The sequence below is a fragment of the Microbacterium oryzae genome (assembly GCF_030406385.1).
In the GTDB taxonomy this organism is placed as follows: Bacteria; Actinomycetota; Actinomycetes; order Actinomycetales; family Microbacteriaceae; genus Microbacterium; species Microbacterium oryzae_A.
On record NZ_JAUEPM010000007.1, the window covers coordinates 162,947 to 177,860 of the forward strand.

12 protein-coding genes are annotated in these 14,914 nt (G+C 68.3%); 6 read left to right on the forward strand and 6 right to left on the reverse strand.

Features of this window, described 5'->3' with window-relative positions; all coding sequences use genetic code 11:
• The first annotated feature begins 213 nt into the window (after positions 1-213).
• Both QWJ90_RS11730 and QWJ90_RS11735 read left to right on the forward strand, forming a co-directional pair.
• The gene (locus QWJ90_RS11730) at positions 214-822 is read left to right on the forward strand and encodes a PadR family transcriptional regulator (RefSeq protein ID WP_290108028.1); all 609 of its coding nucleotides are present in this window, start codon (positions 214-216) and stop codon (positions 820-822) included.
• Positions 819-2,594 (forward strand): sulfatase, encoded by a 1,776-nt coding sequence (locus QWJ90_RS11735; RefSeq protein WP_290108029.1) that lies wholly within the window; start codon positions 819-821, stop codon positions 2,592-2,594. Before QWJ90_RS11730 ends, QWJ90_RS11735 begins: the two co-directional genes overlap by 4 nt.
• Before the next feature lie 409 nt (positions 2,595-3,003).
• Here the strand turns inward: QWJ90_RS11735 and nhaA are convergent, their stop codons facing one another.
• The 5 genes from nhaA to QWJ90_RS11760 form a co-directional block, all read right to left on the reverse strand.
• Positions 3,004-4,272, reverse strand: a complete 1,269-nt coding sequence (gene nhaA, locus QWJ90_RS11740) for a Na+/H+ antiporter NhaA (protein ID WP_290108030.1) — start codon at positions 4,270-4,272, stop codon at positions 3,004-3,006.
• Positions 4,273-4,360: 88 nt separating this feature from the next.
• Positions 4,361-4,768 (reverse strand): hypothetical protein, encoded by a 408-nt coding sequence (locus QWJ90_RS11745; protein ID WP_290108031.1) that lies wholly within the window; start codon positions 4,766-4,768, stop codon positions 4,361-4,363.
• Positions 4,769-4,856: 88 nt separating this feature from the next.
• The gene (locus QWJ90_RS11750) at positions 4,857-5,126 is read right to left on the reverse strand and encodes a GntR family transcriptional regulator (RefSeq protein ID WP_290108032.1); all 270 of its coding nucleotides are present in this window, start codon (positions 5,124-5,126) and stop codon (positions 4,857-4,859) included.
• A complete protein-coding gene (locus tag QWJ90_RS11755) occupies positions 5,126-6,751 on the reverse strand; it encodes an arylsulfatase (RefSeq protein ID WP_290108033.1) in 1,626 nt (541 codons plus the stop codon). The genes QWJ90_RS11750 and QWJ90_RS11755 overlap by 1 nt, the downstream gene beginning before the upstream one ends.
• The gene (locus QWJ90_RS11760) at positions 6,738-8,345 is read right to left on the reverse strand and encodes an arylsulfatase (protein ID WP_290108034.1); all 1,608 of its coding nucleotides are present in this window, start codon (positions 8,343-8,345) and stop codon (positions 6,738-6,740) included. The genes QWJ90_RS11755 and QWJ90_RS11760 overlap by 14 nt, the downstream gene beginning before the upstream one ends.
• A gap of 131 nt (positions 8,346-8,476) precedes the next feature.
• On the opposite strand from QWJ90_RS11760, the gene QWJ90_RS11765 reads away from it, so the two are divergent.
• Genes QWJ90_RS11765 through QWJ90_RS11780 form a run of 4 tightly spaced genes read left to right on the forward strand, consistent with a single transcriptional unit; the run spans position 8,477 to position 12,933 of the window.
• Positions 8,477-9,841: an ABC transporter substrate-binding protein gene (locus QWJ90_RS11765; protein ID WP_290108035.1), complete on the forward strand. Its 1,365-nt coding sequence runs from the start codon at positions 8,477-8,479 to the stop codon at positions 9,839-9,841.
• Entirely contained in the window at positions 9,841-10,809 is a 969-nt protein-coding gene (locus QWJ90_RS11770) for a carbohydrate ABC transporter permease (protein ID WP_290108036.1), read from the forward strand. The genes QWJ90_RS11765 and QWJ90_RS11770 overlap by 1 nt, the downstream gene beginning before the upstream one ends.
• Positions 10,806-11,693, forward strand: a complete 888-nt coding sequence (locus QWJ90_RS11775; protein WP_290108037.1) for a carbohydrate ABC transporter permease — start codon at positions 10,806-10,808, stop codon at positions 11,691-11,693. The genes QWJ90_RS11770 and QWJ90_RS11775 overlap by 4 nt, the downstream gene beginning before the upstream one ends.
• Positions 11,694-11,703: 10 nt before the next feature.
• Positions 11,704-12,933, forward strand: coding sequence for an ROK family protein (locus tag QWJ90_RS11780; RefSeq protein WP_290108038.1), 1,230 nt, complete (start codon positions 11,704-11,706; stop codon positions 12,931-12,933).
• Positions 12,934-12,939: 6 nt separating this feature from the next.
• Here the strand turns inward: QWJ90_RS11780 and QWJ90_RS11785 are convergent, their stop codons facing one another.
• Entirely contained in the window at positions 12,940-14,028 is a 1,089-nt protein-coding gene (locus QWJ90_RS11785) for an acyltransferase family protein (protein WP_290108039.1), read from the reverse strand.
• Between the last annotated feature and the right edge of the window lie 886 nt (positions 14,029-14,914).

Sequence of the window (14,914 nt, forward strand, 5' to 3'; positions counted from 1 at the left end):
CCGTCCGGCGGCGGCGACGCGGCCTACCCCGGACGTTGAGCGAGCGAAGCGAGACGAAACGCCACCACCCGCCCGGACGTGGGGGCAACCGCGCTCGCTGGCGCTCGCTCCGCCCGGCATCCGCTGGCGCGCGTAATCGCGCGCCACCTCTGCTAGTCTCTTCCGCATCTAGTCGCAAAAGCACCTATGGCGCCTGACCTCGATGGAGAGCAGATGAAACTCGAGTCTCCGCTCCTGGGACTCCTCGCGGCGCGCCGGATGACGGGCTACGACATCCGCAAGTGGACGACCGTCGAGGGCAAGTTCTTGGGCCTGGACCGACATCCGAGTCAGATCTACCGCGAGCTCAACCGGATGGAAGCCGACGGGCTCGTCGAGCACGAGGTCGACGCGCGCGACGGCGCTCCCGACGCTAAGCTCTACCAGCTCACTCCGGCCGGGTTCGAGCGGCTGCTGTCATGGGTGCGGTCTGCGTACGTTCCGCCTGCACGGTTTCAGAATCCCGAGTTCGTCATGCGCCTTCGGATCACAGCGATGATCGACCCCCCTCGCGCGCGCCTCCTCGTGGAGGAAGAGCACGCCGCGCGCGTTCTGCAGGTCGCGGAGAACCGCGGCCGCTCGCGCGCCTTCGACCACCTCGAGGCGGAACAGGCGAATCCGCAGGTCGACACCCGCGCCCTCGCGTTGGTGACCGACGCCATGAATGAGTACGGCCAGCAGTCGATCGACTCCTGGATCGCCTGGCTCAAGAAGATGATGCTCGACCTCGACGAACTGCTCGCCGCATCCGTCGACACGACCAAGGATGGCGGTGCCGCGTGAAGGCGATCATGGTGCTGTTCGACAGTCTGAACAGACGCTTCCTGCCCCCCTACGGGTCGGAGGGGATCCACGCCCCGAACTTCGCGCGCCTGGCTCGTCGCACCGTGGTGTTCGACACCGCGTACGCGGGCTCGATGCCCTGCATGCCGGCGCGCCGCGAGCTGCACACCGGTCGCTACAACTTCCTGCACCGCTCGTGGGGACCGCTCGAGCCCTTCGACGACTCGGTCCCGGAGATGCTGTCGGCGTCGGGCGTGTACACGCATCTCACGACCGACCACCAGCACTACTGGGAGGACGGCGGCGCGACCTTCCACAACCGCTACAACACGTACGAGTTCTTCCGCGGCCAGGAGGGCGACGCATGGAAGGGCCACGTCGACGACCCGGAAGACGTCGAAAGCCCCCGGCGGATGCGGCACGGGCTCTGGCGGCAGGATCTCATCAACCGGCAGTACCTGCAGAACGAGGCCGACCATCCGCAGACGCTCGTCTTCGACGCGGGTCTCGAGTTCATCGAGACGAACAAGAACGCGAGCAAGGACTGGTTCCTGCAGATCGAGTGCTTCGACCCGCACGAGCCCTTCTTCTCTTACGAGGACTATCGCAAGCACTACTCGCCCCTCGACGAGCCCGCTCCTGTCTTCGACTGGCCCGACTACAAGCGCACGACGGAGGCCCCCGACGAGGTCGAGCGCGCCCGCGCGGAGTACTCGGCGCTGCTGACCATGTGCGATCGGTCCCTCGGACGCGTGCTCGACGCCATGGACGCGAACGGCATGTGGGACGACACCATGCTGATCGTCTGCACCGACCACGGCTTCCTGCTCGGCGAGCACGGGTGGTGGGGCAAGAACGTTCAGCCCTGGTACGACGAGAACATCCACACGCCGCTGTTCGTCTGGGACCCGCGCGCCGGCGTCGCTGGCGAGCGCCGCGACGAACTGGTGCAGACGGTCGATCTCGGGCCCACCGTGCTGGACTTCTTCGGCCTCGAGCCAACCGCGCGCATGCAGGGCAGGTCGATCGCAGGCCTCATCCGCGACGGCGAACCGGTGCGCGAGAGCGGACTGTTCGGCGCCTTCGGCGGCCACGTCAACGTGACCGACGGGCGCTACGTCTATATGCGCTCATCTGTGACGGAAGCCAACGCTCCCCTCTTCGAGCACACGCTGATGCCGACTCATATGGCGTCGCGCTTCAGCCCCGCTGAGCTCGAGGATGCCGAGCTCGTGCCGCCGCTGTCGTTCACGCAGGGCGTCCCCGTGCTGCGCATGCCGGGCCTGCCCTTCGGCAGCCCGTATGCCTTCGGAACGCTGCTGTTCGACCTCCACACCGATCCCGAGCAGCAGCACCCGATCATCGACGACGCGCTCGAGATGCGGATGATCCGACTGCTGGTCGACGCGCTTCGCGCTGCGGACGCGCCGCCCTCTCAGTACGAGCGGCTCGGACTCCCCCTCGAGGGAGAGCCGACGGCGGACCACCTCCTCGGGGCGGCTCAGCAGCACCTGTACGCGCAGAGTCGCCTGCCGCTGCCGGCTGCGGATGATTTCTCGTCGGACTTCCCCGGTGTGAACAGCATGCTGTCCAAGCTGCTGGCGACCCCGGCGACACGCGACGTGTTGACCGCCCGCCTCGGCGGGGCAGCGGCGTTCCTCGGCGCGAATGTCCCGGGCGCGACGGTCCTCGACCTCGCGGCCTTCACTCCATCCCTGACGGGAGAGCGGCTGCTCGCGCTCGACTCCGAGCTGCGCGCCGCAGTTCTCTGAAGCCCCTGCTGGTTCCGTCTCCATCGCTTGTGTGATGGATGACCTCCGCGCGGCCGGGCGGACACAACAGTGACGAGCCGGTGCTGGTCCTTCGTATGAAGTCACGCCTGCCCGACCCGGCCACCGCGTTTCGTCTTCGCTCGCTGGCGCTCGCTCCGCTCAACGTCCGAGGGTGGCGACGCACCTACCCCGGACGTTGAGCGAGCGAAGCGAGACGAAACGCCGCAACCCGCTCCCGGACGTTGAGCGAGCGAAGCGAGACGAAACGCCGCAACCCGCTCCCGGACGTGGAGCGAGCGAAGCGAGACGAAACGACGCAATCCATCCCTGAGAAGCGGCCCCCGCCTGTTTCGTCCTCGCTCGCTCCGCTCAACGTCCGAGGGTGGGGGCGCGACCCGCCCGGTAACTCTCAGTCGTCGATCGGCCGGTCGCCGATTAGCGGTGTTTGACTGTCGGGCACGCCGTCCTCGTTCATATCGCTGCTGCGCGCCTTGCGGGCGTCCAGTCGCAGGGTGACGGCGGCGAGGATGGCCGCGAGCAGGCTCGCGATGAGGATCGCGATCTTCGCGCCCGATGTCGCCTCCTCGTCGGACTCGAACGAGAGCTCGGCGATGAGGAGGGAGACGGTGAACCCGATCGCGGTGAGGAAGCCGACGGGGAGGAGGTCGCGGATGCCGATGCGGTCGGGCAGGCGCAGCGGGGTCACCTTGGTGACGAGCGCGGTGACGCCGAGCACGCCGACGAGCTTTCCGATCACGAGGGCGGCGACGACCGCGATGACGACCGGCTCGGTGAGCACCTCGGCCGCGTCGCTGCCGACGACGGTCACGCCCGCTGCGAAGAAGGCGAAGATCGGCAGCGCGATGCCCGCCGACAGCGGCTTCACGGCATGCTCGAGCTTGTGCGTCCGCGGCTCGGTCTCGTCCCGCAGCGGGCGCGCGGGGATGCAGAAGCCGAGCAGCACGCCCGCGATCGTCGCGTGCACGCCCGACTCGTGCATGAGCGCCCAGGCGACGAGCGCCAGCGGGATCATCAGCCACCACGGCATGCGGCGAGCGCGCGCGGCGAGGGCGAACAGCGCGATCACGGCGATTGCCACCAGCAGGGTGACGAGATGGATGGTCGCGGTGTAGAACACGGCGATGACGACGATCGCGAGCAGGTCGTCTACGACCGCCAGGGTGAGGAGGAAGATCCGCAGCTCGACCGGCAGGCCGCGTCCAAAGATCCCGAGGATGGCCAGGGCGAACGCGATGTCCGTCGCGGTGGGGATGGCCCATCCGTGCAGCATCTCGGGAGCGCCGAGGCCGAGCACGACGCCGACGTAGATGAGGGCCGGCAGCATCATGCCGCCCACCGCCGCGAGCACGGGCACGGCGGCCTGCCGCGGGTTGCGGAGGTTGCCCGCGACGATCTCGTGCTTCAGCTCGACGCCGACGACGAAGAAGAAGACGGCAAGGAGCCCGTCGGCCGCCCACGTGGACAGCGACAGGTCGAGGTGGATGCTCTCAGGGCCGATCGTGAAGGCGGACAGCGCGCCGTAGCTCTCTCGCCACGGCGAGTTCGCCCAGGCGAGGCCGACGACGGCCGCAGCGATCATGAGCACGCCGCCCGTGACGTCCTGCGAGAAGCGGTGGGCGAAGCGGGCCCAGGGTGACCGGCGGGTGGTGGCTGTCATAAGAGTTCCTTACCGTCGACGAACGCGTCGCCGACCAGACTTCCCGGCACTCCGCGGTCCAGCCTACAGGTCGCCCTCCCCCTCGACCTCAGGAGAACAGCGACAGCGTCAGCAGCGAGGAGCCCGCGCTCTCGGAGTAATCCACGGTGACCGCGGACTTCCCCGGCTTGCCGGGCTTGTCCGGTTTCCCGGGCTTATCGGGCTTGTCCGGCTTGCCGGGCTTGTCGGGCTTGTCCTCGCACTGCCCTGACACGACGACACCGGGCACGCCGTCCGAGAACGGCCCGGCCTTCCCGTTCAAGCGATCGCGCACGAGGTCGGCGACATCGGCAGGAACATGCAGCACCGGCCCGCGGCACTCCAGCTCGTCGATCGTCACCTTGACCGTCACGTCGGCGTCGTCGCCGATCGGCTCGGCGGCGTGCGCGGCGCCACCGCTGATGAGTACGGCGCAGGCGCCCGCAAGCGCGCTCCACCGCAAGATATGCCCCCGCATGCTCGAAGCCTAGTGGGGTCGAAGCTCGCCGCGCATCACACGGGGCCGGCCTCCGCAGCCGGCCCCGGGGCTGCCCCGCCGCTCACGATCAGCCGATGACCCTGGTGCCGATCCCTGGCTGCCGGACGACCACCCCAGATGCGACCAGCTCCCCCATGGCGCGCTGAACCACCCACGTTCCAAGACCGAATCGTTCGGTGAGCGACCGCTCGCTCTCCATGAGCGCACCGTGAGGAAGGGCACCGCGTCGGACCTCCCGCCGCAGCACCTCGGTGACTTGAGCATGCAGCGGCACCGAGGAAGAGCCATCCAGCTCGTCGAAGACGTCGTCGGGCAGTGCGTGCGGATGCGGACGCATCAGCTGAAAGCCTCGAACTCGCTCAGCCCGCGCTCCTCGTAGATGCGCACGGTCTCCTCCCACGGGATCACCCCCACCTCGTCCGCCCACCGCTGCCATCGTTCGGCCAGGTCGGCGACCAGGTCGGGGCGGTCCGCGGCGAGATCGTGCAGCTCCACGCGGTCGGCCTCGATGTCGTACAGCTCCCAGTCGCCGTGCGTCTCCTTCACGAGCTTGTACGACCCATGCCGGATGGCGCAGTTGCCGATGTGCTCCCAGTAGAGCGTCCCTTCGGAAGCCACGCCTCCGCGCAGTGCGGACGCGAAGCTCCTGCCGGGCAGCGACGGCCGGGCGGCACCGAGTCGACGCGTGTCACCCACCTTTTCGTCTGCTTCCAGCCCGGCGAGCTCCAGGAGCGTCGGATAGACGTCGGTGAGCTGGAACGGCGCGCACACGATGCCGGACTCGAGCCCGCCTCCAGCCCAGTGCACGATGAGCGGCGTCGAGATCCCTCCTTCGTGCACCCACCGCTTGAAGAAGCGGAAGGGCGTGTTCGAGAGGTTCGCCCAGGACTGGCCGTAGCTCATGTACGACTCCTCCACCCCCGGCTCGATGTCGGGGAAGTTGCCGATCCGCATCGGCCGGCCGTCTCGGGTGGACGACGGGACGATGTCCGATCTCCGACTGAACTCCTCGAGCGGCCCATGAGGCAGGTACTCCGCGCACCCGCCGTTGTCGGAGAGGAAGAGGATGATCGTGTTCTCGAACCGTCCGGCGCGCTTCAGCTCGTCGACGACGCGGCCGATCTGGCGGTCCATCGACTCCACCATCGCCGCGTAGGTCTGCATGCGGCGCTGCTCCCAGTCCTTGTGCTCCGCATCGCGCCAGGGCACTCCGCCTTCCGGGTCGGCGGGACTCAGCGGCGTACCCGGAGGAAGGATGCCCTCCGCCAGCATCCGCTGATGCCTCGCCGCCCGCAGGTCGTCCCATCCGGAGGCGAAGACGCCGTCGTAGGCTTCGACCTCGTCCTCCTTCGCATGCAGCGGCCAGTGCGGCGCGGTGAACGCCAGGTAGAGGAAGAAGGGGCGTTCGTCATCCTCGGCGACGAACCGCGCGGCGTCCTCTCCGATCGCCTCGGTGAGATACCAGTCGGGATCCTCCGCGAAGTCGGACTCCGCCGGCTCCTCTCCTCGCACGAGCGTGCCCGGGCGGTAGTAGCTGCCGCAGCCCGTGATCGTTCCGTACACGTGCTCGAATCCGCGGCGCGTCGGCCAGGAATCGGAGGGATGGTGCACCTCCGCCGACAGGTGCCACTTGCCCGACAGCCCGGTGCGGTAGCCCGCCGCCCCCAGCTCCTCGGCGAGGGTGACACAGCGATCGTCGAGGCTGCCGGCGTAGCCGCCGGGGCGGTCGTCCTTCGCCAGGATGCCGACCCCCGTCGAATGCGGGTGCAGCCCCGTCAGCAGTGACGCTCGCGAGGGACTGCAACGGGCAGTGTTGTAGAACTGCGTGAACCTCACCCCGGCTCGCCCGAGGCTATCGATGTGCGGCGTCCGGATCTCGCCCCCGAAGCACCCGAGGTCGGAATAGCCCATGTCGTCGGCGAGGATGAGCAGCACGTTGGGTCGCGCTTCAGCCGATGGCATAGGTCCACCCCTTCCCCTGCTTGCGGTAGATGTCGAGGATCTGGGTGAACGGGATCACCCCGACGGCGTCCGCCGTCGTCTCCCACTCGGCGACGAGGCGTTCGGCCACCTCAGGGCGCTCCTCCGCGAGGTCGCGCAGCTCCGCGCGGTCGGTCTCGATGTCGTAGAGCTCCCAGTCGAAACCGTGCTCTCGGACGAGTTTCCACCGGCCCGACACGTACGCAGCATTGCCCACGTGCTCCCACCACAGCGGATGGTCCGTCTTCGTCCCGCCGCGCAGCGCGTCGAGCATGCTCATCCCCTCGGGCTGATGGGCGGGCAGTCCGGCGCGCTCCGTGGGAACCGGCACCTCGACGGCGTCCACGATGGTCGGGACGACGTCGGTGAGCTGGAAGGCACCCTCGACGACCTCGCCGACAGGAAGTCCTCCGTCGGGCCAGGACAGGATGAACGGCGTCGAGACTCCGCCCTCGTGCGTCCAGATCTTGTAGCGCCGGAAGGGGGTGTTCGACAGGTTCGCCCACGCCTTGCCGTAGCTTCCGTACGAGTCCTCTCCCCCCGGTTCGACGAGCGGGTCGTTGCCGATCCGCACGGGGCGCCCGTCGCGGGTCTGCTGACGGAGGATCTTCGTGCGCTGGCGGAAGTGCTCGAGCTCGATCAGCGGCACCGGGTCTGCCGACGCGCCGTTGTCGGAGAGGAAGATCACGATCGTGTTCTCGCGCTCCGCCTGGCGGTCGATCTCCGCGAGGATGCGGCCGATCGCGGCGTCCATCTCCTCCACCATGGCCGCGTACACGCTCATGCGGTTGACCTGCCACTCCTTCTCCGGCTCGTCCTCCCACGACATCACGCTCGGGTCGCGCGGGCTCAGCTCCGTGTCGGGAGCGATGACGCCGAGCTGCTGCTGGCGGGCGAACCGCTCCTCCCGCAGGGCGTCCCAACCGCGGCGATACGTGTCGCGGTACCGCTCGATCGTCTCCGGGCGAGCGTGCAGGGGCCAGTGCGGTGCCGTGAAGGGCACGTACAGGAAGAACGGCCGGTCGCTGTCGCGATCGCGGAGGAAGGACACGGCCTCCTCAGCGATGGCATCGGTGTAGAAGTAGTCCGGGTCCTCTGTCTCGGCCTCGACGTTCTCCGTTCCGCGTGTGAGGGTCGTCGGTGCGAAGTAGCTCGCGCACCCCTCGAGCGTGCCGTAGAAGCTGTCGAAGCCCCGCTCGGTGGGCCAGGCCCCGTTCGGGTTCGTCGCATCGCTCGAAAGGTGCCATTTGCCCCGCGCCGCCGTCTCGTAGCCGGCCGCGGACAGGATCTCGGCCAGGGTGAGCGCGCGATCGCTCAGGTTGCCCGGATACCCGCCCCACTCGCTGGTGTCGTTGCACAGCACGCCGATTCCGGCCTGGTGCGGGTGCAGTCCCGTGAGCAGCGACGCGCGGCTCGGACTGCAGCGTGGCGTGTTGCGGAAGTCCCGCAGACGCACGCCGGCGGCCGCGAGTCCGTCGAGGTGCGGGGTGCGGATCTCCGACCCATAGCAGCCCAGATCCGAGAAGCCGAGGTCGTCCGCGAGCAGCACCACCACATTGGGGCGTCGTCGATTCATGTCACTCCTTCGTGTGTCCTTCCCTCATATTATTGCTATTGACAATTAGGTCAAGCATGAGTCAGAGTCGACTCACGACGCTGTGAGAGCACGCAGCGCGCACCCCTGGAACCCTCGCAAAGGAGCGACCCATGACCACATACCGGAAGGCGCGGGCTTGGACGACCGTCGCCGTGATCGGCCTGACAGCTTCCCTCGCCGCGTGCTCCTCGGGAGGCACCGGCGCGCTGGGAGGCGGCGGCGAAGAGGGAGGTGCGACCAAGCTCGTCATTCCCGTCAACGAGTCGCCCTGGCTCGACGCCTACAAGGCTCTCGTTGCGCAGTACGAGGAGGAGTCCGGCGTCGACGTCGAACTCCGCGTCTTCCCGTACGACGAGATGCGCACGCAGGTGCTCAACGACATCCAGAGCGGGACGCAGATCTACGACGTGTTCCAGATCGACGAGCCCAACCTGCATGAGTTCTTCATCAACGGATGGGTCGCTCCCTTCTCCGAGATCGACTCCTCCTTCGAAGAGGACCCCGGCCTCAACCAGTACGCCGACTTCACGCGCTGGGACGCCGATGCGCGCGTCTCCTCTCCCGACGGGGAGGTCATGGTGCAGCCGCTCAATGGCAACGTGCAGCTCCTCACCTATCGCACCGACCTCTACGAGCATCTCGGGCTCGACGTTCCCGAGACGTGGGACGACGTCGTGGCGAACGGTCAGGTCATCCAGGATGCCGGTGCCGCGAACTACGGGTACGTCCTGCGCACCCAGGGCTCCACGGGAGGATCCGCGCAGATCACCTACGACTTCCTGCCGCTGCTCTACGCGTTCGACGCCTCCTGGTTCACGGATGAGGGAACGGACTGGACGCCGGCGGTGACCTCTCCCGAGGCCATCCAGGCGGCGACGATGCTGCGTCAGCTCGCCGAGCTCGGGCCGGCGGAGACGACCACGATCGGGCAGGCGCAGGCCATCGGAGCGATGCAGGCGGGCGAGTCGGGCCAGGCGCAGCTCGTCGCCGCGGCCGCTCCGCAGCTTGAGAGCGAGGCGGACTCGAACATCGTCGGCAAGGTGGGCTTCGCAGAGCTCCCGGCGGGGCCGGGCGGCACTCACGGTGTGGCCAGCGGTGTCTGGGCTCTCGGCGTTCCCGCCGGCTTGCCCGACGAGAGGTCCCAGGCGGCCCTCGACTACATCGAGTGGATGATGTCGAAGGATGCGCAGGTCGCGTTCACCGAGCTCGGCGGCATCCCCACGCGCAGCGATGTGCTCGACGTGGCGGACATCGACGACTCCACCCGCGCGTATCTCGAGGCCGTCCAGTCGTCGCTCGGCGACGTGCGCCCGCATGTCCGATACGCCTTCTCAGCGGAGATGCTCACGGTGACGGAGCAGCGTCTGTCGCAGATCGCCGCGGGCAGCGTCACCCCTGAGGAGGGGATGGCGGGTCTGCAGGAGGATCTGACGGCGATCGTCGAAGAGGCCGGCTACCCCATGGGAGCGAGTTGATGACGATGACTGCCGACCGTCCGTCGACCCGGGAGCGCTCAGCCAGCGAGCGCTCCACCACCGGCCGACCGCAGGCGCCGCGGAGACGAGCGCGCCCGGAACGGACTCTGGGCGCCATCGCCCTCGTGCCTTTCGTCGCTTTCCTCCTCGTCTTCGCCCTCTACCCGCTGGCGGAGCTGCTGCGCCTCTCGGTCACCGATACGACCATCCAAGACGGCGCCTTCGTCTCTCGGTTCAACGGTCTGGAGAACTTCGCCACCGCCCTGACGAGCCCCGCCAACCTGGCGTCGATCGGCATCACGATCGTCTTCATCGTGCTCACCGTCGGAGGAACGCTGATCCTCGGGACGGCGCTGGCTCTCCTCGTCGACAGGGCCGTGTGGACCCTCGGGATCGCGCGGAACGTGCTCATCTGGCCGGCGGTCATCACGCCCGTCGTCGTCTCGGTGATGTGGGTCATGCTGCTGAGCCCCACCGTGGGCGGGATCAACAAGGTCCTGCTCAATGCGGGGCTGCCCGCCCAGGGCTGGCTCGACACCCCCGTCGGCGCCTTCCTCTGCGTGGTCGTCGTCGATGTGTGGCACTGGACGCCGATCGTCTTCCTCTTCGTCTACACCGCATTGCGCGGCATCGGCGGCGAGATCCTGGAGGCGGCGCGCATGGACGGAGCCTCGGAGTGGCAGGTCGTGGGGCGCATCGTCCTTCCGATGCTCGCACCGGCGCTCGTCGTCGTCTCGCTGGTCCGCCTCGTGTCGAGCATCAAGGCGTTCGACGAGATGTACCTGCTCACCCGCGGCGGGCCGGACGGGGCGACGAACCTCGTCAGCCTGCAGATCCGGACGCTGTTCTTCGACCGACTCGACTTCGGCCCCGCCGCGGCGCTCAGCGTCGCGATCGTCCTCGCCGTCGGCGCGGTCGTCGGCGGCGCGCTCCTCGGGCGCCGCACCCAGAAGGAGGCACGCGCATGACCGCCATCGATGCGACCCGCACCCTCACCGTGCCCGAGTCGGTGCGCAAGCGCCGGCGAGGAGACCGCAAGGTGAACCTCGGCGTCGAGCTCGTGCTGCTCGTCGCCGCGGTGATCACCATCGTCCCCATCGCCTGGACCCTGCTTCAGGCGTTTCTCCCGAACCGGGCGATCGTCAACCGCACGTGGGACTTCCCGGTCTGGCTCGGGAACTTCCGGGATCTCTTCGCCCCGGGCGAACCCTTCCTGGCGCAGATCGCGAACAGCATGCTCATCACGGGGGGCACGGTCGTGCTCTGCCTCGCGGTGGGCGCGGTCTCCGGCTACGCCCTCTCGAGGCTGCAGCCGCCGCGGTGGATCACCATCCCGGCTCTGATTCTGGCCGCGTTCCTTCCGATGGTGCCGCCGATGACCCTCGTGCCGGGCCTGTACGTGACCATGAACAACCTCGGCCTGCTGGGCAGCACGCTCGGGCTGGTCCTGCTGAACACGGTGTTCAACCTGCCCTTCGCCGTGCTGCTGCTGAAGTCGTTCTTCGACCAGGTGCCGGCCGAGCTGCGCGAGGCCGCCCTGGTCGACGGAGCTGGCGAGCTGCGTTCCTTCTGGTCGGTTGCACTTCCGCTCGCCCGCCCGGGGCTCGCCGCGGTCGGGATCTACACCGCGATCATGGCGTGGAACGAATTCCTCTTCGGCCTCACCATGACGAGCGGCGGAACCTCCGCGCCGTTCACGGTCGGGATCGCGTCGCTCGTGCAGCCGTTCGAGGTGACGTGGGGCGAGATGGCAGCGGCGGGCTTCATCGCGGCGGTGCCGATCGTCATCCTCGCCGTCGTCGCCAATCGTCAGATCGTCACGGGTCTCACCGCCGGGGCGGTGAAGGGATGAAGATGGGAGGATGCGCCAGCCGGACGAGGACCCCCCGGAGATGACGTCGAGCCTGGATGAGGCGGTGGACTTCGGCGTACGGAGGCCGCGGGAGGCGCGGTCGGCGAACGCGGCAGCGGTTCTCCGATACCTGCTCGCGCATGGTCCGACCTCGCGGGTCGACCTCGCGGCGGGCATCGGACTCACGCAGGGCCCGGTGACTCGGATCGTCGCGCTTCTCCTGGAGCTGGGCCTCGTCCGGGAGGAGTCGGCCCAGCCTCTTGCGACCGGGCGGGGGCGTCCACCAGTGCCCGTCGCCATCGTTCCTGACGCATGGCACTTCATATCGGCGCATGTCGGCTTGACGCAGGTCACCGTCGCTCGTGTCGATCTCGCCGGTACGGTGCTGCAGGAGAGGCGTGCCGAGCACGGAGGCCACCCCGCCGCCATCGCCGAGCAGGTATCCGATCTCGTCGCCGCGCTGCGCGAAATTCATCCGTCGCCGGTGCTCGGAGTGGGTGCGGTCGTCGGTGGGTGGGTGGATGCCGAGGCTGGCGTCGTCCGTCGGCACGACGGGCTCGGATGGCATGACGTGCCAGTCGGCGCTCTCCTGTCGGAGAAGCTGGGGGAGGAGGTCTGCGTCGAGTCTGCTGTTCGCTCTCACGCCCTCGCGGACATGATCTACGGGCTCATGCCCGGACGCAGCGACTTCGTGCACATCTTCATCGGCAACGTCATCGAAGTCGCCAGCGTGATCGACGGTCGGGTGCTGCGAGGGTTGGATGGCTTCGGTGGCGACCTGTCGTCCTGGCTCCTCACGGACGACGATGGTCACGCCGCCCGCGCGGCGGACCTCCTCTCCGACTATGTCGTGCGAGCTTCAGCTCAGCGCGAGGGCCTCATTCCCGAGGACTGCACCTTCGAGGAGCTGGTCGAGCTCGCGCAATCGGATGCCCGGGTGAGCGGACGTCTCAATGACCTTCTCGCCGATCGCGCGCGTCGGGCCGCTCCCCTCATCGCCGGGGTCGCATCGATGATGGCCCCGTCGGCGGTGGTGGTGTCCAGCGGGGTCGTTGCCACGCCGCCCGCGGTCGCAGCCCTGGAATCGGAGTATCGGCGCCTCATGGAGGGCCGCCCTCGTCCGGCGTTACGGGTGCTTCCTCATTACCGCACAGCTCTCGCGATCGCCGGGGCCGCCGTTGCGCTCGAACGCGTCCTGCTCGCGGATCCGTTGTTCACCGCCCGCGCGCCCGCGCGTTAGCTCTTCTCAGGCCGTGCTGGCCGCGGATGGCGTAAGCACCGCAGGCTCGGCAGTTCCGACCGCGCGCGGCCGCTCCCACCGCGCCTTGAAGCGCTTCTGGATCGGCAGCTCGTAGAACCGGAACGACGCCCAGGCGATGACGACGGAGAGCGCGGCGAGGCCGAGTCGCGGCAGGCCGGCGGCTTCGGGTCCCCACCACGCGATCCACAACAGCACGGCGTGCCAGAGGTAGAGGCCGTAAGAGATGGTGCCGAACCACACGAGCGGCTTGATGCTGAGCAGGCGCCCGCCCGACGCGGATCCCGCAACGACGACCACGGCCAGCAGAGCGGCACCGAGGACGGTCCAGTTGCGCACGATCGGCGAGTCTTCCGGCAGCAGCACCGATGCGATGGCGATCACTGCGAGAGCCGCGACAGCGAGCCACCGGGGGACGCGAGTGATCGTCTCCTTCCTCATCACGGCCAGCAGACATCCGAGCAGGATGATGAAGGCGTTCGTATCCGGGGCGTAGTACACCCGGTCGGCCTCGAGAAGGAGCGTCGCGACCACGCGCCAGGCGAGGCCGACTAAGGCGAGCGATGCGACGATCACGACGAGCCGTCTGCGGCTTCCGTTCACGCCCCATCCGACAGCGCCCAGCAGGCCCACGAGCAGCAGCGGCCAGATGAGGTAGAACTGCTCCTCGACCGCCAGCGACCACATGTGGGTGAAGAAGCCGAGGTTGACCCCGGCCGCCTGGAAGAAGTCCGCAAGGTACAGGCCAGAGACGACCGCCGGGTACCCGTAGGTCTCCAGGCGAGGGTCGTTCGCAATCCACAGGAGGATGGGCGTCACGGCGAGCACGAGGAGCAGCGCGGGCATCAGTCGCAGGACGCGCCGCATATAGAACCCGGAGAAGCTGATGCTCCCGTAGCGGTCGCGCTCTCGCAGCAGCAGGGACGTGATGAGGTACCCCGACAGCACGAAGAACAGGGTCACGCCGACGTTGCCGGCGTAGGGCGCCCACGTTCCGGAGATGTGGCCGAGGACCACAAGAAGAACGGCGACCCCTCGGACGCCGTCGAGTGCTACCAGTCGGGGGCCACTGCTCATGGCCAGAGCATAGGAGCGGGCAGACCGGCATCCTTTGCCGGAAGAGCGCTTCTTACCCGCCCGTCATCCCCCCTGCCCCCCTCCGTAAGCTGAGCGAGCGAAGCGAGACGAAACGCCTACTCCGCGCCCACATCTCCGCCGCAGCCCGCGACCCGAGCAACCCCGGCGCTTCGTTGAGGGAGGCCCAGACGGCGTGGTGTCGATGGTTCGCGGATGACGTGCGTAGGCGCAGAATCTCCGCGAAGATCTCCCAGTCCGCCTGAAGCCCCGCCGGGCCGAATGGAGGAACTGGATTCGCGTCATTTCGGCCGGCGTGCCTTCGGCCTGCGCCTTCGATCAGTGGCGAACGGAACGTGGTCGCAAGGTCGTTGACCGCTAGAACGTTCAGCCCGCGGTCCGTGGCCGCCACGGTCGCGCCCCGTGAGCGACTGCAAGAGCCACTGCAGGGACGGCCAAGGCAGCGTTTGCGCTGACGGTCATCTCCCCGAAACGAGGCGGCCTCGGAATTCTGTCCGCCGCACGAGCAAGGTCGAACAGGTGTGCGCGCTTTCTGTCATCGAGCTGCAGGGTGGTCGTGACCGCGTGCATGACAACGGAAGATGCCCCTCGAGAGGCCGGCGTTCTATGCACGCATCGCACTAGACGCTCACGCCCACTGCGGCCACAAACTCGCCCCAGCCCGAGCCGGTACGCGGCGTACGGGCCCCGCGATCAGACCCGCTTGTTCTGCGGTGATCCGCTGGCGTCGTTAGACGAAAAACGTCCCGCACGTCGTTCCGGTTCTACACAGTGACGAGGCTGCGCCGCTGTTTCCTGGCGAACCGCGTCTCAGCCGGGCACCGCTTCGTCCGCACCATTGGACGAACGCGATGACCTTCGCCGACTT

Excerpts from the sequence above, each read along its gene's own strand:
- QWJ90_RS11780 (WP_290108038.1), top strand. The coding sequence starts at position 11,704 with ATGCGCCAGCCGGACGAGGACCCCCCGGAGATGACGTCGAGCCTGGAT.
- QWJ90_RS11730 (WP_290108028.1), top strand. The coding sequence starts at position 214 with ATGAAACTCGAGTCTCCGCTCCTGGGACTCCTCGCGGCGCGCCGGATG.
- nhaA (WP_290108030.1), bottom strand. The coding sequence starts at position 4,272 with ATGACAGCCACCACCCGCCGGTCACCCTGGGCCCGCTTCGCCCACCGC.
- QWJ90_RS11785 (WP_290108039.1), bottom strand. The coding sequence starts at position 14,028 with ATGAGCAGTGGCCCCCGACTGGTAGCACTCGACGGCGTCCGAGGGGTC.
- QWJ90_RS11765 (WP_290108035.1), top strand. The coding sequence starts at position 8,477 with ATGACCACATACCGGAAGGCGCGGGCTTGGACGACCGTCGCCGTGATC.
- QWJ90_RS11755 (WP_290108033.1), bottom strand. The coding sequence starts at position 6,751 with ATGCCATCGGCTGAAGCGCGACCCAACGTGCTGCTCATCCTCGCCGAC.
- QWJ90_RS11750 (WP_290108032.1), bottom strand. The coding sequence starts at position 5,126 with ATGCGTCCGCATCCGCACGCACTGCCCGACGACGTCTTCGACGAGCTG.
- QWJ90_RS11760 (WP_290108034.1), bottom strand. The coding sequence starts at position 8,345 with ATGAATCGACGACGCCCCAATGTGGTGGTGCTGCTCGCGGACGACCTC.
- QWJ90_RS11770 (WP_290108036.1), top strand. The coding sequence starts at position 9,841 with ATGACGATGACTGCCGACCGTCCGTCGACCCGGGAGCGCTCAGCCAGC.
- QWJ90_RS11745 (WP_290108031.1), bottom strand. The coding sequence starts at position 4,768 with ATGCGGGGGCATATCTTGCGGTGGAGCGCGCTTGCGGGCGCCTGCGCC.
- QWJ90_RS11775 (WP_290108037.1), top strand. The coding sequence starts at position 10,806 with ATGACCGCCATCGATGCGACCCGCACCCTCACCGTGCCCGAGTCGGTG.